This is a genomic window from Paenibacillus sp. GCM10027628 (assembly GCF_042676385.1).
GTDB lineage: Bacteria > Bacillota > Bacilli > Paenibacillales > NBRC-103111 > Paenibacillus_E.
This window is the reverse complement of the sequence record NZ_JBHTHA010000043.1, coordinates 51,683-72,242: the sequence shown is the minus strand read 5'-3', so window position 1 is coordinate 72,242 and position 20,560 is coordinate 51,683. Positions and strand designations below refer to the sequence as shown.

General features: G+C 47.6%; 13 protein-coding genes and 1 riboswitch. Of the genes, 8 read left to right on the top strand and 5 right to left on the bottom strand.

Going from position 1 to position 20,560, the window contains the following annotated elements; genetic code table 11:
- Positions 1 to 149 precede the first annotated feature (149 nt).
- Together ACFQZT_RS27135 and ACFQZT_RS27130 are read right to left on the bottom strand one after the other, a co-directional pair.
- On the bottom strand, positions 150 to 1,889 hold the full coding sequence (locus ACFQZT_RS27135) for a methyl-accepting chemotaxis protein (RefSeq protein ID WP_379305120.1): 1,740 nt from the start codon (positions 1,887 to 1,889) through the stop codon (positions 150 to 152).
- A gap of 188 nt (positions 1,890 to 2,077) precedes the next feature.
- Positions 2,078 to 4,114, bottom strand: a complete 2,037-nt coding sequence (locus ACFQZT_RS27130) for a molybdopterin oxidoreductase family protein (protein WP_379305118.1) — start codon at positions 4,112 to 4,114, stop codon at positions 2,078 to 2,080.
- Between the two features lie 147 nt (positions 4,115 to 4,261).
- Here ACFQZT_RS27130 and ACFQZT_RS27125 point away from each other — a divergent pair, with 147 nt between their 5' ends.
- The 5 genes from ACFQZT_RS27125 (at position 4,262) to ACFQZT_RS27105 (ending at position 10,528) form a co-directional block, all read left to right on the top strand.
- The gene (locus ACFQZT_RS27125; protein ID WP_379305116.1) at positions 4,262 to 5,302 is read left to right on the top strand and encodes a substrate-binding domain-containing protein; all 1,041 of its coding nucleotides are present in this window, start codon (positions 4,262 to 4,264) and stop codon (positions 5,300 to 5,302) included.
- Positions 5,299 to 6,738 carry a sensor histidine kinase gene (locus ACFQZT_RS27120; protein ID WP_379305114.1) on the top strand — a complete coding sequence of 480 codons (1,440 nt, stop codon included), beginning with the start codon at positions 5,299 to 5,301 and terminating at the stop codon, positions 6,736 to 6,738. Before ACFQZT_RS27125 ends, ACFQZT_RS27120 begins: the two co-directional genes overlap by 4 nt.
- On the top strand, positions 6,738 to 8,078 hold the full coding sequence (locus ACFQZT_RS27115) for an AraC family transcriptional regulator (RefSeq protein WP_379305113.1): 1,341 nt from the start codon (positions 6,738 to 6,740) through the stop codon (positions 8,076 to 8,078). The genes ACFQZT_RS27120 and ACFQZT_RS27115 overlap by 1 nt, the downstream gene beginning before the upstream one ends.
- A gap of 213 nt (positions 8,079 to 8,291) precedes the next feature.
- Positions 8,292 to 9,737, top strand: a complete 1,446-nt coding sequence (locus ACFQZT_RS27110) for a sugar porter family MFS transporter (protein WP_379305111.1) — start codon at positions 8,292 to 8,294, stop codon at positions 9,735 to 9,737.
- A gap of 125 nt (positions 9,738 to 9,862) precedes the next feature.
- Positions 9,863 to 10,528 (top strand): hypothetical protein, encoded by a 666-nt coding sequence (locus tag ACFQZT_RS27105; protein WP_379305109.1) that lies wholly within the window; start codon positions 9,863 to 9,865, stop codon positions 10,526 to 10,528.
- A 368-nt stretch (positions 10,529 to 10,896) separates the two neighbouring features.
- Here ACFQZT_RS27105 and ACFQZT_RS27100 read toward each other — a convergent pair whose 3' ends face one another.
- Together ACFQZT_RS27100 and ACFQZT_RS27095 are read right to left on the bottom strand one after the other, a co-directional pair.
- Positions 10,897 to 14,055, bottom strand: a complete 3,159-nt coding sequence (locus ACFQZT_RS27100) for a response regulator (protein WP_379305107.1) — start codon at positions 14,053 to 14,055, stop codon at positions 10,897 to 10,899.
- A 161-nt stretch (positions 14,056 to 14,216) separates the two neighbouring features.
- Positions 14,217 to 15,452 (bottom strand): EAL domain-containing protein, encoded by a 1,236-nt coding sequence (locus tag ACFQZT_RS27095; protein ID WP_379305105.1) that lies wholly within the window; start codon positions 15,450 to 15,452, stop codon positions 14,217 to 14,219.
- A 300-nt stretch (positions 15,453 to 15,752) separates the two neighbouring features.
- Between ACFQZT_RS27095 and ACFQZT_RS27090 the strand changes: the two genes are divergently transcribed.
- Together ACFQZT_RS27090 and ACFQZT_RS27085 are read left to right on the top strand one after the other, a co-directional pair.
- Positions 15,753 to 16,460 (top strand): response regulator transcription factor, encoded by a 708-nt coding sequence (locus ACFQZT_RS27090; RefSeq protein WP_379305103.1) that lies wholly within the window; start codon positions 15,753 to 15,755, stop codon positions 16,458 to 16,460.
- A 110-nt stretch (positions 16,461 to 16,570) separates the two neighbouring features.
- The gene (locus ACFQZT_RS27085) at positions 16,571 to 18,712 is read left to right on the top strand and encodes an ATP-binding cassette domain-containing protein (RefSeq protein ID WP_379305101.1); all 2,142 of its coding nucleotides are present in this window, start codon (positions 16,571 to 16,573) and stop codon (positions 18,710 to 18,712) included.
- On the opposite strand, the gene ACFQZT_RS27080 is transcribed toward ACFQZT_RS27085, so the two are convergent.
- A complete protein-coding gene (locus ACFQZT_RS27080) occupies positions 18,676 to 19,284 on the bottom strand; it encodes an SET domain-containing protein (RefSeq protein ID WP_379305099.1) in 609 nt (202 codons plus the stop codon). The genes ACFQZT_RS27085 and ACFQZT_RS27080 overlap by 37 nt on opposite strands.
- Positions 19,285 to 19,713: 429 nt before the next feature.
- A riboswitch (cyclic di-AMP (ydaO/yuaA leader) is annotated at positions 19,714 to 19,849 on the top strand.
- 8 nt (positions 19,850 to 19,857) lie between these two features.
- Here ACFQZT_RS27080 and ACFQZT_RS27075 point away from each other — a divergent pair.
- Positions 19,858 to 20,499 carry a CAP domain-containing protein gene (locus tag ACFQZT_RS27075; RefSeq protein WP_379305097.1) on the top strand — a complete coding sequence of 214 codons (642 nt, stop codon included), beginning with the start codon at positions 19,858 to 19,860 and terminating at the stop codon, positions 20,497 to 20,499.
- The last annotated feature ends 61 nt before the right edge of the window (positions 20,500 to 20,560 follow it).

Genomic DNA, 20,560 nt, shown 5'->3' with positions numbered 1-20,560 from the left:
TACAAACCCCCACAGCGGACTTTCACCGCCTAGTTAATCACCATGCGTGGCGCACACAAAAAAGCCCGAATCCGCTTGATCAGGCTCTTTTGTAATTTGCATAATAAACAAGCAGCTGCGGATTGTGGCAGTATATTGATCCGCGCTATTTAAAGCTTAAACTTACCGACGGCGGTATGCAATTGCTCGGCAACTCCGTTTAGCCTGCCAGCGGATTGGGTAATGTCATTCAGTGAAGTTAGCTGCTGCTCAGCGGTTTCAACCACATGCTGCGAATAAGCGGATGAATTTCGCGCGTGAGCGCTCGTCTCCGCGACGGAAGCTGCCACTTCTTCCGAAGTGGCGGCCATCTCTTGTGCAGCTGCAGCAACCTCTTGGATGCGGACAGCTACTTTCTCAGAAGCCAAGAAGATGCGGTGGAACGACGCCTCCGCGGTATGTACCATCTCTTTGCCCGAATCCACTTCTTGCAGGCATTCTTGCATCGTTTGGACAGCTACCTCGGTATTGCCGAGCACTTGCCCGATCAGCTCTGTAATTTGATTCGCAAATTGGGCGGACTGCTCTGAAAGCTTGCGCACTTCCCCCGCAACAACTGTAAAACCCTTGCCCGCTTCGCCGGCACGCGCCGCTTCAATCGCCGCATTCAACGCGAGCAAATTCGTTTGCTTCGCAATGCCCCCCATCAAGCCGATCATATTATTGATTTCCTGCGAATGACTCTCCAATTTTTGAATAACCGCATTCGCCCTTCTGACCGTTTCGCTCATGCCGTTCATGTTCATTATGAGCGCCTGCAAATCCTGCTCGCCCTGCTTTGCTTCACGGAAAGCTTCCATGGAAATGTCCGATACTTCCGACGAAGCTTCGGCAATGCGCTCCACGCCAATCGACATGTCCGTCATGGCCGTATGGGTATCCTCATAATTCTGCACTTGGATTTCAGCACCGCCCGCTACTTGCTGCATGACGACCACAACTTGATTGGAAGCTTGCGATGTCTGTTCCGTATGAATGAGCAGCTCTTTCGAAGAACCGGCTACCAAGGATGAGGCATCCCGAATTTGATGCAAAATATCTCTGACATTCGTCTTCATCCGATTTAACGAACCGACCAGTTCGCCGATCTCGTCCTTATTCCTCACTTTCACGTCGCGTTCCGTCAAGCTGCCCAAAGAAACAGCCTGAAGGGCCTCGGAGACAAGCCGCACCGGTTTGGAAATGTTATAGGTGATGAGAAAAGCAAGACCCAACCCGACAAGAACAGCAAAACCAAGCACGTAAACCATGTTCATTTGTCCGGAGCGATAAATGACCGAACTGCTGTCAGAGGCCTGAACAGCGCCTTCATGCTTAATTTTCACAAGAACGTCCAAATATTTCTGCAAATTACCGAATACTTTATTCGAATCGTTCAATAGCGTCTGTACCTCTTTATCTCTATTGCCCGAGCCCTTGCTCAGATTAACTTCTTTACTCAACTTTACAAATTTCTCGTGAAAGCCCTTGTATGTATTCCACTGGTTGCTGAACGCTTCGAAATTTCGCTTCTCTTGCTCATCCGTCAAGGATTCACCAAATTGTTTGAGCTGCTCGTCCACATTGTTGATCCCGGCAATCGCTTGAGTCTCCGTAGTTTGGAGCTGTGTCTGGTCCGTCAGAATGAAAAGCTGCATATCCAGAGCATGTACATTTTCAGTCAAATAGCTGATCACATTTACAGCCTCGACGCCGGGCATCCAATTTTTGCTGATTTCATCGCTTTTACTCTGAATCAGCTTCATGTTGGTCAGACTTATCCACCCTACAGCAGAAGTGAGCAGCAAAATGAGGATAAAACAAAAAAACAACTTCTTCCCTACGGTCATTCGCGGCAGCGGTACACACATGAAATTCCTCTCCTCCAGCTTTTTACTTTTGTTCAAAAACATTCTGTTAATTAGATATTACATTACATTCGTAAAATGTATATAAAAATAACTCCTATTTTTCGACAACATGAAACTTTTTGTAAAAAAAGCCAAAAAACCTTCCTCTTTTGTCAACCAAAAGAAGAAGGCCTTCTCTATGATTCTGATCACAACTTCTCTACGTGCACTCGACCGGAAAAGAACGTCGCCCCTCCGCCCATATCGGCTACGCGGTCCGGCGTAAGAGCATTGACGAGCGATTTGCTGTCAGGCGTATCCGCCCAAAGTCCTTGACTAACGACGACTCCGGGTAAAACATCCTCGCCCGCAGATACAACCAGCTCGCACTCTCCGCGTCCATTCCACACTCTTGCATAGTCCCCGTTGGCCAGGCCTAGAGCCGAAGCATCAGCTGCATTCATATGCAGTTTGGGCATTTTCTCCATTCGAACATGCTTTTCATTATTCGAAAAAGTCGAATTCAAGAAATTATGATTCGGAGCCGGAATGAAAAGAAACGGCAGATTACCTTCCTCGGGAAGCGGCGTGTAAGTCGGCAGCGGCGGAAAGCCCAGCTTCTCCATTTTAGCCGAATACAGCTCGATCTTCCCGCTCGGCGTCTTCAAACGGCCAGGGAAAAGTGGCTTCACAGCCGCTCTTGCGTACTGGGTCTCGAGCAGTCCTTCATACGTAATCCCTTCCAGATACGGATTGCCCGGATTGTCCAGCGCCTGGCGAATCATCGCTTCATCCGTGTCACGGAGCGCCTGCTCTTCGTAGCCCATCGCCTCGGCCAACAAGCGAAAGACATCTACATTCGCCTTGCTCTCCTCGTAAGGCTCGATAACAGGCTGTTGAATTTGCACGTAATGGTGCCAATAGGACTTATAGAAGTCCGTGTTTTCAAAAGAAGAGGTAGCTGGCAGAACGATATCCGCATACAGGGCCGTCTCCGTAAGGAACAGGTCGTGCACAACAGTAAACAAATCTTCGCGCAGCAGTCCCTCTCTGACTTTGTTGGCGTGCGGAGCAACAACCGCGGGATTGGAATTGTAGACATAGAGCGAACGGATAGGCGGATCGAGCTCCAGCAGAGCAGTTCCGAGCAGGTTCATGTTGATTTGCCTTGTTTTCTTCTTGAGCAAATCCGGTCGCTGTAACGCGGCTCCATTATGATCCAAATATCCGCTGTTCCCTTTGATCGCGCCGCCGCCCTGATGCAACCATTGTCCCGTTAGCGCCGGGAGGCAGGCGATCGTCCTGACGCACATGCCGCCATTGTCATGATGCTGCGGTCCGTTGCCGATGCGAATGAAAGACGGCGTGGTCTCACCATACATACGGGCCAAACGATAAATATCTTCGATAGGCACTCCCGTGATGGCGGAAACAACCGCAGGTTCATACTGCCGGACGTGTTGGCGGAGTTCTTCATGTCCTACTGTATATTGCTGAAGAAAAGCTTCGTCCGCCAATTTTTCCGCAAACAGGATGTGCATGATGCCAAGGGCAAGCGCCGCATCCGTCCCTGGTAAAATCGGAATAAACCAGTCGGCCCAGCGGCCGGTTTGGTTTTTATGAACATCAATGACGACGATTTGCGCGCCGTTTTTCCGCGCTTTCTCGGCGAGAACGACCTGATGCATATTCGTACTGACCGCATTAATCCCCCACATGATGATAAGCTTCGAGTGGATCGTATCCTCCGGATCGATGCCGAAGCTGCCGCCCATCGTAAAATTGTAGCCTTCGGTGCCTGCCGACTGGCAAATCGAGTACAGCAGCCGGCTAGCCCCCATCCGGTTAAAGAAGCGGCGGTCCATCCCTTCCGTGCCGATTCGGCCCATATTGCCATAGAAGCTGTATGGCATGATAGATTCAGAGCCTTCCTCGGCGATAAGCTTTTTCCATTTGGAAGTAATGGTGTCTACCGCTTCCTCCCAAGAGATTCGCTCAAAGCGGTTTTCGCCTTTAGGGCCAGTGCGTTTCAGTGGGTATTGCAAACGGTTCGGATCGTAAATACGGGCTGTCATATTACGGACTTTGTTGCATATGGCCCCTTGTGTGACAGGATGGGAGGGGTCTCCCTCTATTTTGACGATTTTTCCGTCCTTCTTATGAAGCAGAAGACCGCACTGGTCCGGACAATCCAGCGAGCATACCGACGGAAAAATACCGTTAAGCTGTTCAGTCATCTTTGGCATAGGAACTCCTCTTAAACAAGTAATTATTTTAACTATATACTTAATTGTGTGGAAGCGGAAGCACCCTGCGCTCTATTTCGTTTTGGTTTGGCGCATTATTTTTGTATAATGAAGCCAATCTTGATAAGTGAATTTAGGAGTTTATCGATGTCAAATCGCAAATGGAACTGGGGCTTATCCCTTCTTTTTCTTACTTTCGCATGTCTGCTTGTACTGTTTATAGGGTCTACAACACGTATGAAGAGCTTGGTAAGTCCATTAAAATCCGGTGGTCATGAACAGGAAACGAACCATCGCCGTGTCGTTCTTATTTCCCAGGAGTTGGATAACCCCTATTGGCGTGCCATTGAACAAGGCGCTCAAGAAGCCTCTCAGCAGTACGGCATGGATGTCGCTTACGAGGGTCCATACCGAATCAATCCCTCCGAGCAGTCAAGACTGCTGGCGAAAAGCATTGCCGCAAAAGCCGATGCCATCGTGGTGCAAGGCATAGGCGATCCGGGTTACCGTGTTTTGATCGATAAAGCCGCTTCGCTCGGCATCCCCGTTATCACCGTGGATACGGATGAACCCGCAAGTCGCAGACTGACCTATGTCGGCACCGATAATCGAGAAGCTGGAAAGCGGATGGGTGAGTTGGTTGCGCAGGCATCAGGGAATGCCGGAAGCATTGGCGTGTTGATCGGGAGTGAGCAAGCAGCGAACCAACAGCTGCGGCTGGAGGGTTTTCGGTCCGTCATCGGAAAATTTCCCGGCCTTAGCATCGTCGATGTGCGAGCCTCTCATATTTCCCGGCTGGAAGCTGCCGGTCAAGCGGAAACTATGCTGAAGCAATATCCGCAAATCCGCTTCATGGTTGGATTCAGCGCGTTGGACGGTGCCGGTATTCGGGAAGCCGCTGAGCGTACTCCATCGCATGAAGTGCGTATCTTTGCTTTTGATGATGTTGCGGAAACAGTCGAAGGCGTGCGGAATGGACAGATTGCCGCGACCATTGTCCAGCAGCCGCATGATATGGGATACAAAGCCGTTGCTCTGTTAAATGATTATTTCCTGGGAAAAGTTCTACAGCCGCAAAATTATACAGATACGTCAGTGCTTGATCGAAACTCTCCAGGGTTCTCCACTAAGCAATCGCTTAAGAACCTTGATCTCCCGGCGGAAATCTTGAAGGCGTCTGCGCCATGACAATACGGATGAAGCTTTTGTTGTTCATTCCTTTGCTGGTGCTGCTGACGAATTCAGTTGCCTTTTTTTTGTTTCAAAATTCAAAGATCGTCCAGATGAGCTATGATGTGATGATGGATCGCATCTTGTTGTACAAACAATCCGTCCAATTTGCGGACGATAGTCTGCATACCCTCTACAGTTACCTGCTTCATGCCACAGAAGAAGAAAAAGCGGCCAATCAGCAGGCTATGTCACATGTAAAGGAGATTCGCGCTGCACTTACTGAACAGTCGAAAACTTCTCCTCACGGTTCGGACGTTGCCAGCTACATTCATATGCTGGATACGCTCATGGAGCAAGAACAAGCGGCCTATGAGGCCGCGGGCCATCGCGATTCGCCTAATGCTGCGTTAACATCCTATATGGACGCCGAGCAGACGGCAAGCTTTATCCGTGATGAAGGACAGTATCTTGTCGACTTAGAGCTTAGCTTTTACCAACCCATTTACCGGAAAATGCAGCAAGAAAACAAACAAATGAACGGGTGGGGATTGGCCGTATTCATCGTGAATACCGTGATGAGTGTCGTCGTTGCCGTATGGATTTCACGCAGCATTACAGGACCGGTCAGCAGACTGGTCGGCAATGCGCAGCGTGTTTCCAAAGGAAACTTGCACATCGAGCCGCTGCACAACGGTTCCAAGGACGAGCTTGACATTTTGTCCGATGTTTTCAGTCAAATGGTAACAGATCTAAAAGCATTGATGGCAAAGGAAAAAGCCGGTTTGGAAAAAGACCGCCTTGTCAAAGAACTAGAGCTGCAGGCGCTGCAAAGCCAGATCAATCCTCACTTCTTGTTCAATTCGCTGAATGTGCTCGCCAAAATGGCCTTACTGGAAGGCGCAGAACAAACAAGCGATTTGATCGTTTCGATGTCGTCTCTGATCCGCTATCGGTTAAGCAAACTGGATGCGCCTGTCACTTTGCAGGAAGAGCTGAACCATGTCCGGCATTATGTCAGCATCCAGCAAGCCCGCTTCCGCGACCGCTTCCGATTCGTCATGGATATCGATGAGCACGCCTTGCGGGCGTTCATTCCGGCGCTAACGGTACAGCCACTTGTCGAAAATGCATTTGTTCACGGTATTGAAAGTATGGAACAAGGCGCGGTCATTCGACTTGAAATCAAGCGGGATGATGATTATGTTCGCATTACCGTATCCGATAACGGAAGCGGCATGCGCGAGGAAGTCCGTCAAGCATTACTGGCGCTGAGTCCGGTGGGAGCGCATAGCGGAGACGATAGCAAGCCTTCGACAGGACTCGGTACGAGAAACGTATTCAAAAGGCTGCAGATCGTTTATGATCGCAGCGATTTGGTTGAAATTCAAAGCGAAATGGGAAAAGGGACGGCGGTTACGCTGCGAATCCCCATAGAAAGGAGCCTCGACTGATGTACAGGTTGTTAATCGCGGACGATGAAGCGCTGGAACGGGAAGGCTTGGAATGGATCGTCCATCGCATGATGCCTGATACCTTTGAGGTCATTCATGCCGAGAACGGACGCCTTGCTATCGAGCGTGCGGAAGAATTCCGTCCGCACATTATTTTCATGGACGTCAATATGCCCGGCATCCAAGGGCTGGCTGCACTTCGGGAAATTAAAGAGCGGCTTCCCGATGCCAAAATGGTGATGGTGACGGCTTACGATTACTTCGCCTACGCGAAGGAGGCGCTAACGCTGGGCGTCAAAGAATACATCGTTAAACCGGCGGGACGCGAGCAGGTCGTGGGTATTTTGGAGCAATTGATCCGGGAACTCGACTTAGAGAAACGCAAACGCACTGAGCAGCTTGAGCTTCGCGATAAAGTGTCGCAGCTTCTGCCTTTGGTCGAGAATGAGCTGGCCTTCATTTTCATGGTGGACCAGGTGCTCGAGACAGGGGCCGAACAATTGGCGGAGTGGCTGGATTTCCCGCTTGATCAAGGCTGCGCGGTGGTCATCGCATTCCCTGAGCTTATTCGTTCGCAGGATAAGAAGAAAATTTTCGACGTATTGCGCAGCTATGCCAAAACGCACCTCTCCCGCTGCATCGTCAGCTCTTTGATTGAACAGCACATGGCGATTTTCATCAGAAAGAGCCCCGAGATTCCAGACGATGCTTGGACCGAGGCAGCGAAGAAAAATGGTGAAAAGCTGTGTGCGATGGCTGAAACTCAGCTGGGAACTGCCATTTCGATTGGCATCGGATCTACTTATAGCGGATCGGAAGGCTTACGCAAGTCATATTTCGAGGCTGTGTTTGCTTCCACTTATTCCGAGACAAGCGGTATGGTTTGTCATTTTCAAGCGTTGAAACGAGGGGCAGGCGGTGAAGCAATTAAGTCCCCTACCGAGGGGGATCCGACGCATCGATCCTATGTTGTTTCGGCCTTGCAGCGCATTCGCGAAGAACGAGAGCAGCAGACGGTAACCATTCTGGATAAAGCCAAGCGCTATATCATGAGCAGCTTCACCGAGGAGCTATCCCTAGAAGAAGTGGCCGAGCACGTCCATCTGAATCCTCACTATTTTAGCAAAGTGTTTAAGCAGCAAACGGGCGAAACTTTTATTGATTTCGTAACCGGTTTACGCATACAAAAAGCGAAAGAGCTCATCGAATCGGGGACGCTTAGCCTCAAAGAAGTGTGCTATGAAGTCGGTTATAAAGATCCGAATTATTTTAGCCGTGTTTTCAAAAAAGTAACCGGCGTCACGCCTACCGAATATCGCGTACAGCCCAAATCACTATGAAACATCCTGTTCATGCCAAACAAAGGCATGGACTTTTTTGCGCTATTTGGGCAAATTAGTGCTAGTTTCCCCAATCCTTTACAATTTGGACGCGCGTCCCGAAAGACTGTGCGGGAATCCCACAAATAAGTGCTGGTGATTGTCCGCAAACCCCAGTTCGCCCCATGATATAATGAATCTCGTTTCATACGGTTAAATGAAGGGAGATTGGTCATGATGAGCTCAACAACGAATCAACAAAGCGATCAAGTAAGCCTAAAGTTTGTAACGCTCGTATCGATAGTTGCCGCACTGGGCGGTCTTTTATTCGGTTTTGATACATCCGTAGTTTCAGGTGCTATCGGCTTCATGCAGAAGCGGTTTGATCTGACTCAGGTGCAGGTCGGCTGGGCGGTATCCAGTCTCATTATCGGCTGTATTATCGGTGCGGCTTCATCCGGAGTGCTCAGCGATAAGTTTGGCCGCAAAAAAGTGCTGATTGCCGCTGCCTTGTTATTTATTATCGGGTCCCTGGGGTCCGCTATCCCGGATACGTTCACTGGCTATATTATTGCCCGGATGATCGGGGGACTTGGCATCGGCATCACATCTACACTTTGTCCGCTGTACAACGCGGAAATCGCACCGGCCAAATACCGCGGCCGACTCGTCGCGCTGAACCAGTTTGCAACCGTTACAGGTATTTTCCTGGTCTATTTCGTCAATCTCGCTATCGCCAACTACGGTGACGACGCATGGGATATCAGTTCAGCCTGGCGTTGGATGTTCGGTATAGGCGCCCTGCCTGGCCTGCTCTTCATGGTTCTGCTGTTCTTCGTTCCCGAAAGCCCGCGGTGGCTGATTAAACAAGGAAGACCAGTAGAAGCGCTGTCGATTCTACTGAAGATTCACGGCGAGGAATTGGCGCGCAAAGAAGTGCTCGACATCAAAGAATCGTTCAAGCAAGAAAGAGACGCTTCGATCCGGCAGCTATTCAGCCCCGGTCTGCGCATTGCCTTAATCGTTGGTGTCGTGCTCGCCGTGCTCCAACAAGTGACAGGCATTAACGCGATCATGTATTACGCTCCTGAAATTTTCAAGCAAATGGGGGCAGGCACGAACGCATCGCTGATCCAGACGATTCTTGTAGGTCTAATCAATTTCCTTTTCACGATTCTTTCGTTGTGGCTCATCGACAAGGTTGGACGCAAAGCATTGCTGCTTACAGGTTCAGCTTCCATGGCCGTTTGTCTCATTGTCATCGGCTTCGCTTTCCAAAGCAGCTCGCCTTCAGGGCCGCTCGTATTGATCTTTATCTTGCTGTTTGTCGCTTCATTCGCCATCTCGCTGGGTCCGGTCGTCTGGGTGCTGCTCTCCGAGATATTCCCGAACCGCATCCGAGGCAAAGCAACAGCGATCGCTTCTATGGCGTTATGGGCGGCCGATTATGTCGTGTCGCAAACGTTCCCTCCATTGCTTGGTTCGGCAGGTCCATCCGTAACATTCTGGATCTTCGGCTTCATGTCCCTATTCACATTCTTCTTCACGTGGCGGGTCGTTCCTGAGACCAAGGGCAAATCGCTCGAGGAAATTGAGGCAATATGGTCGGCTGGCGATAATCAAGAATCCTCTAGCAGCGTCGGTGCAGTGCCTTTACGGCAGAGTCTATCAGGGGAGTAGCTTAAAAAGATTCGCATTCGCAGTCCGCACCTTGTATGTTATAATGTTCCATAGACGAAGAACGTCCTTTTGCCATCTGGCACAAGGGCGTTTTTTTATTTCACCCAGAAGGAGGCATGCTTGCCTTGGATTTTGAAAAAGCTCATCAACAATTTCTCGAGCATCACGCTGCTCGAAGATTCGGAGAGAGGAAAGGGAGGCTACTAAGAGGGCATAGACACGCTGAAAAGCTGCTGCTACAAAATGTGTGGTGGCCACTGTTCGGAACTCTTGAAAATCTGCATCCCGAGTATGAAGTCTACGACTGGAACCGCAAATCGCAATTTCTTGATTTTGCTTTTCTTCCTTCCTTTGGCCGCTTTGGGATAGAGTGCGATGGCTTTCAAAGCCATGTGAAAGATATGGACCGGGAGAAATTCAGCTACGCCTTGAATCGGGACACTTTTCTTACGGGAATGGGGTGGAAAATGATCCATTTCTCCTTTGACGATGTTCAAAATCGGCCCGAGGTTTGCCGGATGCTTCTGCAATTGGTGATGAGCCCCTATCTGATCCGAAGCACATCCATTCACCCTGCTGTCATGGGAGAGAAAGAAGTGCTTCGGTTAGCCTGGGAGCTGGGAAGATGGGTACGCCCCAAGGATGTGTCCGACCATCTTCAAGTCGATTTCCGCACTGCCCGCAAATGGTTGCGTTCTTTGGTTGATAAGGGGTGGCTGGAGCCTATCTCAAGGGGCAGCGGCGTTCGCTATTACGAGTTGAAGGAAGATACACTGGAGCATCTACTGTAAATGTAACTGCTGAGTGTATGTGCTGAGTGTATGTGCAGTGCAAGTTCGCTTGGTGCTATAAGAATGTTATGCCCATTGGATTTTGTACAGTGAATTTTTAGAGTAAAGGTCCAATCACATACGCCATTGGAATTTATCCAATAGAATTGTCCAATCATGATTATATCTTTGTTAGATAGGCTATTTGACTGTATGTTTTCCAATGTTCAGTAGTGATTGCGGCTCAACTCCGGGATTCTACTGTACAAATTCCAATGATGCTAACCTACGACCTGAAATAAAAGCACGTCTCGGTTTAGAGGTCTCTTAGCAGCAGAAATTTTAGAAGCACCCTTAATGCCTTCCCAGCCCGCGCGATCTCGGCGATTTCAGGCAACATCCACGGCGTCAATAATGCGATCGATTTCCATTTGAATTTTCGCTGCGCCTCTTTTCCATCCGTCCACATTCCCGATAGGTTCTTGCTTCAATTCAGAATCCAATTTACGGACAGCTGCGAGCAGCGATTCCGCGTAGAAATTGGCCGCGATGCCGTGCAAGGTATGGACCATTCTTCGAACGAAAGCGATCTCTTGTTGATCCAAAGCAGCTTCAATTTGATAATAAAAGTTTCTATAATCTTGCTTAAATTTTTTCACCATATATTGAAAAATATGAATTTTATCGTCTACATTTCTCAATACTTGCATCGTATCCATACCCTTGATCTGAGTCAGCCAGCTGAGATTTTCCCATTTCCCGATCATTTGCCCCAACCGTTCCTCGTCGACGGGCTTAATTAAAATATCGTTCATGCCCATCTTGATGCACCGTTCGTGGTCTTCGGTCAATACATTTGCGGTCAGGGCAACGATGGGTATACGGTTATACAATTTATTTTGGCGGAGCTTTCTGGTCGTTTCGTAACCATCCATTTCGGGCATATGGAGATCCATCAAGATAAGACTCCATGTGTACTTGTCAGCTTGCTCCAGAACTTCATAGCCATTGTTCGCCATCGTCACGTGGTAACCTAATTGTTCCAATAAGTGGGAAATGACCAATTGATTAATTTCATTATCTTCTGCAACTAGAATATAACCTTTGGGAGCTGTATTCACATTAACCATTTGTTTCTCGGCATGGACCTGTGACAGTTCATTTCTGCCCTCATTTCGCACTAACAACTGAAGAGTTTCAATGAAATTAAGCCTGCTGATCGGCTTGGTTAAAACCGCATCCGGCTGCAGCTCTTGCGGGTATTTATCCATCTCTTCCCGGCCGTATACCGTCGTAACCGCAATCACTCTGGTTTGCTCCCTATCCCGTGCATTCATGAAGCGATTCCATATAGAGATATCGTGCATATGTTCCATCTCCATATCGACAATGATAAAATCAAACGCTGTAGGGGCGACCGGATCCTGTTCCTCTACCGCTTGGCAAAGCTCGGCGGCGGACGAAACCGCTCTCGTTGCCACCTGCAGCGAACTCAACAAGCCGCTTAAATGATCACGTACAATCGGATGATCCTCGGCAAGCATGGCGCAATACTGTCCTTCGACCAGTTGCCCAAGCTCCTGATCCTGAACCGCCTCTTGCCTGCTCTGTTCCAGCATGACGTTAAAATAAAAACGGCTGCCCTCACCACGCTTGCTCTCTACTTTCAAGATGCCGCCCATGGATTGGATAAGATGCTGACAAATCACAAGTCCCAGTCCTGTTCCCCCATATTTGCGACTCGTTGAACTATCCGCTTGCATAAAAGGCGAGAATAGTTTGGCTAACTGCTCTTTGGTAATTCCGATACCGGTATCCTCGATTGAAAAGGATAACAAAACATGTTCATCGATGTAAGCTTCCAATCGAACGCTTATGCGGACATACCCGTTTTCCGTAAATTTAATCGCATTATTGGCCAAGTTAATTAACACCTGCTCCAACCGGAACGGATCCCCGTTCACGAGGAGCGGCAAATCATCCGACGTATCGATAATCATCTCAATGTGCTTTTTCCCCAAAGAGAGACTGGAAAGATCGGCTACTTTACGAAGCGACTCCTCCAGCGAAAAGTTCACTTTTTCGAGCGTGATTTTGCCTGCTTCAATTTTAGAAAAATCCAAAATATCATTTATCGTTGCGAGCAATGCGCCCGAAGAGCATTCGATTTTATGTAAATAATCCTTTTGAATGTCGGAAAGCTCAGTTTTCTGCATAAGCAGCGACAACCCGATGATGCCGTTAAGCGGCGTCCGTATTTCGTGGCTCATCCTGGCCAAAAACTGGCTCTTGGCCCGGTTTGCTTCGTCCGCTTCCTTCCTCTTCTTCAGATCCGTGATGTCGTGTATCGTTCCCGTGACGCCGGCAATCTCAGCATTTGTTTTAAAAAAAGGGGACAGCGTCACGTTATACGCATGTTCGCTGTCATCGGGCAGGATCATGCTCATTTCAAACTGCTGAGCCTGGCCAAGCGTGAGGCTTTGTTCAAAAGCCTGCTCCCATAAGTCAGCGTCATCCAAGGTCAACATCGGCGTAAACATACGTCCCACCAATTGCTCGGATTCGATCTGCAAGGTTTGGCAAAGCTTCTGATTCACTGCGGTTACAATCCCCCGTACATCGAAGCGAAGAATGAAATCATCCGAGTTTTCGATCAGGATCCGATACTGTTCTTCCCTCTCTCTCATTTTGATTTCAGCCGCTTTATGCTCTGTGATATCGACAACGGAGCCGATCACTTCGGTAACTCTGCCAATTTCAAAAATGGGCTGCAGCGTCACAAGGACTTGATATCCCAAATAATCAGATTCATAGATTGAACGCTCGCCTTCCCATGCTTTATCGTATTGCTGCTTCTCAAAATCTTTGTATTCATTCGAAAAGAACTCGATTTCATCGATCGATTTACCGTTGAATTGGTTTGCTTTCAAGCCCAGTCTGTGTACTAGTTGTCCTTCCATCAACATATAAACGTACCGATCCCCGCGCTTTTGGAACTTGAAAGTAAATCCCGGCTGCATACGCAGCATATTGATTCTTTCCTGTTCCATTTGCAGAACCATTTGCTTGTAAGTCCAATTGCGGATCAGAAATCGAAGAAAAATAGCAACGGCGAATATACAGGAAGACTGAAATAGAATATAACGCCAGATGTCATCTACAGGTAACTGGTTCAACAGCCACATGATTGAAAAATAAAACACATTAAAAAACGCCGAGCCATAGAGCCACTTGGACGCATACGAACGGAATTTAGCATAAATAAAGCTGGTACCAAGTATGGACACCATACCTATGATCAGCTGAGGCAGCTCCATATAACCTTCAATGAAATAACGCCCGATCCACAAGCACAAGTTGCTGATAAAGATCGATACCGCGCCCCCGAAGTATACAGAAAGAAGCAAAGCCACCCCTCTAAAATTTAGAAAAGTGTGCTCGTCCAACCGAACAGTAAACAGCAATAAAACGATAGACAGCGCTCCATGAGCCAAACCCACATACAATTTATATAGCCATGTAAGCTTAGCATCATATTCCCTTCTCATAAACATTGGCTCGACAAAAGTCATAAAGACCGCAATGATAGCAAAATTTATAAATAAATTATGCAGCAGCAGGATGATCACCAGCCTATTCCAAACTTCGCTCAGGATTACCTCTGTATCTTACGATGGCTTCCAACTATTGTCACTACATTTTTTAGGTCTTAAGTACGAGTTGCAGCTGCATATTGATGTAAAATCTCCCCGATTTTTTCCGCATCGGCCGGAGGACTGAAATAGTAACCCTGTACGAGCCCACAGCCGCACTCCTTCAGCACTTGCAGCTCCTCCTCCGTCTCAACCCCTTCGGCTACAACTAGAAGATTCAATTTATGCGCCATAGCGATCATCGTATGGACAATAGCTGCGTTAACGTGACCATGCTTCAATCCTTTAATGAATGTCTGGTCAATCTTCATCTTATCAATAGGGAAATCTTTGAGATAGCCCAGTGAACTGTATCCCGTGCCGAAGTCGTCCATGGCCACCTTAACCCCCAGCTTCTTCAGCTCATTCAGGGCACCCGATGCGGCTTTGACATCCATACTCATGCTCTCGGTAATTTCCAGTTCCAAGTATTGGGGCGGCAGTCCCGTTTCCTCCAGAATTTTTTGAACCCTCTTGCTAAGCCGCGAGTCTTTGAACTGGCGGCTGGATAAATTGACAGCGACCGACAATTTAGGCAATCCGGCATTTTGCCAAAGGTAATTTTGCCGGCACGCTTCCTTCAGCACCCATTCCCCAATCTCATGGATGAGACCGGTTTCCTCAGCAATGGGAATAAAGTCTGCAGGGGAGACATAGCCAAGCTGCGGGTGCAGCCAACGGATCAGACATTCCAGACCTACAATGTGCCCCGTATGGGAATCGACAATGGGTTGATAGACCAGATGGAACTCCTGTTGATGGATCGCTCTTCGCAAGCTAGCTTCAAGCTCCATTCGTTTTAGAATCTGTTGATTCGCAATTGGCACATATACGCCGTGTAAACCGTTCTGAATCGCGATCACACACCGCTGCAAGAAGTACGCCGATATTTCGGAAGAAGCCGGTTCATGAAACAGGATATCTTTGTGAAAATAATCTACAGCGCCAATCCGCATGGCTTGAATCGTGTGCATGGAACTTTCGGCCGTATTCGCGCTTAACGTAACGACAGGAATAGGGCAATGACTAATGATCGCATGAATGGTGTCCAAGCTTCCCATCTCCGCCATGTCTAGATCAACGATGACCACATCCGGCCTACATGCTGCGATACATGCCAATGCTTCTTCCCCATTGGCGGCCAGTCCGGTAACGACAAACTGTGAATCCCGCTCGAATAATGATTTCGCCATCTCATTATCGCGGCCTGAGAGACCCACAAGAAGAACTCCATATTGATGTATCGATCCCATTAGCACATTGTCCCTCCTAACACGCAGTTTCATCTGTCCACGATCTTCGCCCTGTTGATCATACTAATGCAATCATACTTTCCAATTATTAGGTTCTTACCAGATTATCTATTAATTCTTCTAAGTCAACCGGCTAATAAATTGCTAATACTTGGCGTGTAAATGTGAAAAAATACACATTTTAAGCGATTTACTCTTAAAATTCGACCCAGTATAATAGAATTATGAGCAAAATGTTAGCGTTTACCGTTTAAATAGAACTAATAGTTTGTGAGAAAGAACGATTCTGGGGGAATCTAAATGGTAAAAGTTCTATTAATCGAGGACGATGATATCATCGGTGAAATGATTTGCATGTATCTGTCCGAAGAGGGCTTCCATGTACAGCGTACACATAACGGGCAAGATGGTATTGCTGCGATGAAGGCATTCGAACCGGAAGTCATCTTACTCGACCTCATGCTCCCCGATTTTGAAGGAACGGATCTATGCAATTCTCTTCGTCAAATAACGGAAGTTCCGATCATCATCATTTCCAGCAACGCTAAGGTAAGCGAAAAGGTTGAAGCTTTCACTGTAGGCGCCGATGATTATTTGTGCAAGCCGTTTAGTATGCATGAAATGAAGGCTCGCATTTTGGCCGTATTGCGCCGATCCAAGCAGGCTGCCGCTGTTGCCGCTGCTGTCGGAGCCGCCCCACTGCCCGTACAACCAACTTACAAGAATGACTTGGAAATGAATCTGGAGACAAGGATGCTGTATAAACAAGGCGAAGCCGTTGAGATGACATTCTCCGAATTTGAACTCATGCGGTTATTGTACGAGCATCCACAGCGTGTATTTCGCCGAGAAGAACTCATCAACGCGCTCCGAGGCTACGATTCCTTTATCAATGACCGATCCATCGACGTACATATTACGAATTTGCGAAGAAAAATTGAAGAAAACCCCAAAGAACCCCAATTTATTAAAACCGTATGGGGTGTGGGGTATAAATTCGTTAAATGATAGCGCTTCGCAGCGCGAAAATACAGCCCTCTCTTTTGGAGCAGGGCTGTATTTTTGTGTTAAGATAGAGAAATCCCAATCTTTGGATTCATTTCAACAGGAGGTATTCTATGTTTTCCTTTGTTCGTTACGTAATCTCCTCTTTTTTACAATACAAATTAAAGACTTTCCTGCTATTCATAGCGATACTCGTAGAGTTGGCTTACGAAACCTTCATGCCGCTTAGCTTCAAATTTATTATTGATTTTGCAATTGTTCCGCATCATTACACGCTGCTTATTGCTATACTCTGCGCGTTGGTTGCCTGCGCGATGGCTTCAGTGATAATCGGCATCAACCGAGATCGCATGTTTGCACGTCTAGGCTCCCGCATCGTTACTGATTACTATAAGAAGCTTTTCGAAAAGTTACAAAGTTTAGCCACTGATTTTTATCATCGCATCAACGGAGGCGATATCGTTTCCAGGTTTAATAACGATCTCATTTCCGTGGATACCTTTATTATGCTAATCCCCTATGCATTGTTGTCCATTTTTGGTCTAATAATGAATGTTGCTGTGCTATTTATCCTGCAATGGCAACTTGCGCTGCTCGCCGTCATTGGATTGCCGCTTTGTCTGATTGGACCCAAATGGTTTGGCCAAAAAGCATACGATGCCAGCTATCAACTAAAAGAAGAACAAGCGAACATCGCCACAACCGTCCAGGAAAATGTAAGCGCTCAGCCGGTCATTAAGGCATTTGGCCTTCAGCCTTTATTCATACAACGTTTTCATGCGCGAATGAACAATTATAGCGATTTATCTGCCCGCTCCAGTTTTTTAAATTTCCTCATCGATCGTACCACAAATATGGGTACCATGATTCTTAACCTCATGACCATTTGCGCGGGATCGATTCTCGCTTTCTTTGGCATCCTCTCCATCGGTTCTTTACTTGCTTTCAGCACCATTCTAATTAGCTTGAGCTATCTGGTTGCAGCCATTACCTGGCTTGCTCCTCAGTTTATTCAAGCTACGTCCGGTATGCAAAGAATCCGCGAGATTTGGGATGAGCAACCAACCGTATCCAGCAACGAGCTTGCCGATCCTTCCGTATTTTTTGAGCGTGAGATTGAATTCCGGGAAGTCACCTTTGCTTATACACCGGAACAACGAAGTTTGAATGAGATTAGTATACGAATTCCTAAGGGAACCTATGCCGCTTTTGTGGGAGCCAGCGGATCGGGAAAAAGTACGATTATTAATCTGCTGATGCGTTTTTACGATCCAGAGCAAGGGGCTGTATGCTTGGATGGGACAGACATACGCAAATTTAATCTGCAGTCCTTCCGATCGCAAATCGGCATTGTCTTTCAGGAAAGTCTTCTTTTCCGAGCTTCCATTAAGGAAAACATTCGTCTTGGCAAACCCGGGGCAAGCGACGAAGAAGTCACTCAAGCTGCACGTTTGGCTGAAATACATGATTTCATCATGACGCTTCCGGATGGATACGAGACGGACGTCGGCGAGCGAGGGGGGCGACTTTCAGGGGGGCAACGACAGCGAGTTGCGATCGCCCGTGCCATCATACGCAATCCGGCCATACTTATACTCGATGAAGCGACTTCTGCACTAGATCCGGCTACAGAAGCGGCGATTAACCAAACTTTACAACGCATTTCAGCCGCGCGGACTGTCATCTCCGTTACTCACCGGCTCGCTTCGGCCGAACATGCGGATTGCATCTATGTTCTTCATCAGGGTCAAATTGCGGAACAAGGCACACACAAACAATTGCTGAAGCGCCCGGAAGGGCGTTATAAGCAATCTTGGCAAAAACAAACCGGTTTTGAGATCAGTGAAGACGGGTTCCATGTCGAAGTTAGTGCCGAACGGCTTCAGTTATTTCCGATTTTCTCCGATATGGATCTTTCGTTTTTAGAGGAGATTTCTCATTTTTTTGCAACCGAATCCTATGCTAAAGAGCGGACAATTATTCATGAGGGAGATTTGGGCGATAAATTCTATATCATCGTGCGCGGTAAAGTTGAGGTTTTGAAAAAAGATCGTAGCGGCGACAATCATCGGGTAGCCCAACTGTCTGACGGTGATTTTTTCGGGGAAATGGCTTTGCTTCACAATATTCCCCGCACCGCTACGATTTGTACGCTGACTCCGGTCGTTTTCGTTACCTTGCAGCAAGAATTTTTTCAAGCCTTACTTAAGAAAGCGCCTCATCTAGCCGCTTTACTGGATGCGCGGTCGAAATAAATGTTACGGATGGAATCAACCAGAATATGTTCCTGCGCTGCGATTCTCACCTTTTCCCTGAATTCCGGCCGAATCAGGTGGGCAAGCGGCTGCTCCACTTGTTGATAATAGCGAAAAGCCTCCAATGCCTGAGCATCCCAGACATCTGCATATTCAAGCAAGTCGCCCGGATTGACTCTCGTTCGATCAGTCCCTTCCTCCCGGAAGCATTCGAACGGTTCGTCCACGTTCAGCGACCCGTAATCATCCGTCAGCTGTTCTCCGGGAAATATATCTCGGATGGCAATCTCGACTTCGTAAGCAGTCCCAATACAATTCGCATGGAAACTGTGATTGACGTATCGGCCATTGTCCCAGCAAAGGATATATTTCCCGTCCTGATTCCGGTAAGAATATTTCAGAACCAGCTTTTTTCGATCCTGATCGAGCGACTCAACAACCTCCGGCTCCAATATCTGATCCAAATCATCCAAAGCCCATGTTAATGTGCCTTTGGGTATGAACTGTGTCGCGAAAACCCCGAAACCGATCTTGTCATCGATGTAACGCAGCTCCGTATGCGGATGCATCATGATCGTACACTCCCTGTCGAATAATGGTTATATTTGTAGATATATTATGGATTGGCATGTAAATTCCTGCTTTTGCTGGAAAGTTTATCGTTTCAAAAGATGATTCCCCAGGAAAAACCGTCAGGTTCTTAGGAGGAAAGTAGGTATCGCATCTGCCCAGTTCAAATCAATAACGATGGAAAACATCGCTATTCATTCGGTTTCATTTTACTTTTACGTTTGTAACGCTGAATAACATCATTCCAGATTCGATCAGAAGAATATCCTCCGAGAAGCACCGTATCGGCAGATTAGTTTAAAATCCGTCTTGTCCTTTATTTTCAACGGATCCTTCAGTATGGAAATAATTGAGGGACGAACCGGTCTAATTCTTATGTTAGAATAGAACTCACCTCAGAAGGGCAGTAGGTCCTGCCGCTTATCTGAGCAACCAATAATCGGCCGAAGCTTCTTCTTGAGAAGCGCGGGGGAACCATTCCTTGGGGTGAAGCCAATAAATTGGCAGGGTGATTACTCTTTGACCCGAACCCGACAGCTAACCTCGCAGGCCATAAAAAAGGGAGGATTTTTCACATGCATTTCAAGAAAATTGTACTACCAGGTCTACTTACACTAGGGTTAATCGCAGGTTCTGGAGCAGCATCAGCAGCCTCCGCCGCCACGTATACAGTAAAAAGCCAAGATACGATGTGGACTATTTCACAAAAACAGGGGATTTCGCTGAGCTCCTTAATCGCACAGAATCCACAAGTTGCCAACCCGAATATCATCTGGCCTGGCATGATTCTGAACGTTCCTGGCCATACTTCTAATGGAACACCGCCTACGAACAACGTAAACAGTCAGTCGTCTTACGCCGATCAAGTGGTTTCCTTAGTGAACCAGGAACGCGCCAAGGCTGGGCTGAACCCGCTAACTATGGACAAATCTTTATCTGTTATGGCGCTGGATAAGGCCAAAGATATGTACAACAACCATTACTTCGATCATACTTCGCCAACTTACGGATCTCCATTTGACATGATGACCTCGTATGGCATCCAGTACGGCTACGCGGGTGAAAACATTGCCATGGGACAAAAAACGCCACAAGAAGTCATGCAGGCGTGGATGAACAGCACTGGACATCGAGAAAACATTTTAAGCCCGAACTACACGAAGATCGGTGTCAGCTTCTACAATAACGAATGGGTGCAAGAATTCATTAGCAATTAATAGATTTATCACAATACAAAAACAGCGGTCACTTCCCGATTTACTCAGGGTTGTGGCCGCT

Excerpts from the sequence above, each read along its gene's own strand:
- ACFQZT_RS27095 (WP_379305105.1), bottom strand. The coding sequence starts at position 15,452 with ATGGGATCGATACATCAATATGGAGTTCTTCTTGTGGGTCTCTCAGGC.
- ACFQZT_RS27100 (WP_379305107.1), bottom strand. The coding sequence starts at position 14,055 with ATGAGAAGGGAATATGATGCTAAGCTTACATGGCTATATAAATTGTAT.
- ACFQZT_RS27120 (WP_379305114.1), top strand. The coding sequence starts at position 5,299 with ATGACAATACGGATGAAGCTTTTGTTGTTCATTCCTTTGCTGGTGCTG.
- ACFQZT_RS27085 (WP_379305101.1), top strand. The coding sequence starts at position 16,571 with ATGTTTTCCTTTGTTCGTTACGTAATCTCCTCTTTTTTACAATACAAA.
- ACFQZT_RS27110 (WP_379305111.1), top strand. The coding sequence starts at position 8,292 with ATGATGAGCTCAACAACGAATCAACAAAGCGATCAAGTAAGCCTAAAG.
- ACFQZT_RS27090 (WP_379305103.1), top strand. The coding sequence starts at position 15,753 with ATGGTAAAAGTTCTATTAATCGAGGACGATGATATCATCGGTGAAATG.
- ACFQZT_RS27125 (WP_379305116.1), top strand. The coding sequence starts at position 4,262 with ATGTCAAATCGCAAATGGAACTGGGGCTTATCCCTTCTTTTTCTTACT.
- ACFQZT_RS27080 (WP_379305099.1), bottom strand. The coding sequence starts at position 19,284 with ATGATGCATCCGCATACGGAGCTGCGTTACATCGATGACAAGATCGGT.
- ACFQZT_RS27115 (WP_379305113.1), top strand. The coding sequence starts at position 6,738 with ATGTACAGGTTGTTAATCGCGGACGATGAAGCGCTGGAACGGGAAGGC.
- ACFQZT_RS27130 (WP_379305118.1), bottom strand. The coding sequence starts at position 4,114 with ATGCCAAAGATGACTGAACAGCTTAACGGTATTTTTCCGTCGGTATGC.
- ACFQZT_RS27075 (WP_379305097.1), top strand. The coding sequence starts at position 19,858 with ATGCATTTCAAGAAAATTGTACTACCAGGTCTACTTACACTAGGGTTA.
- ACFQZT_RS27135 (WP_379305120.1), bottom strand. The coding sequence starts at position 1,889 with ATGTGTGTACCGCTGCCGCGAATGACCGTAGGGAAGAAGTTGTTTTTT.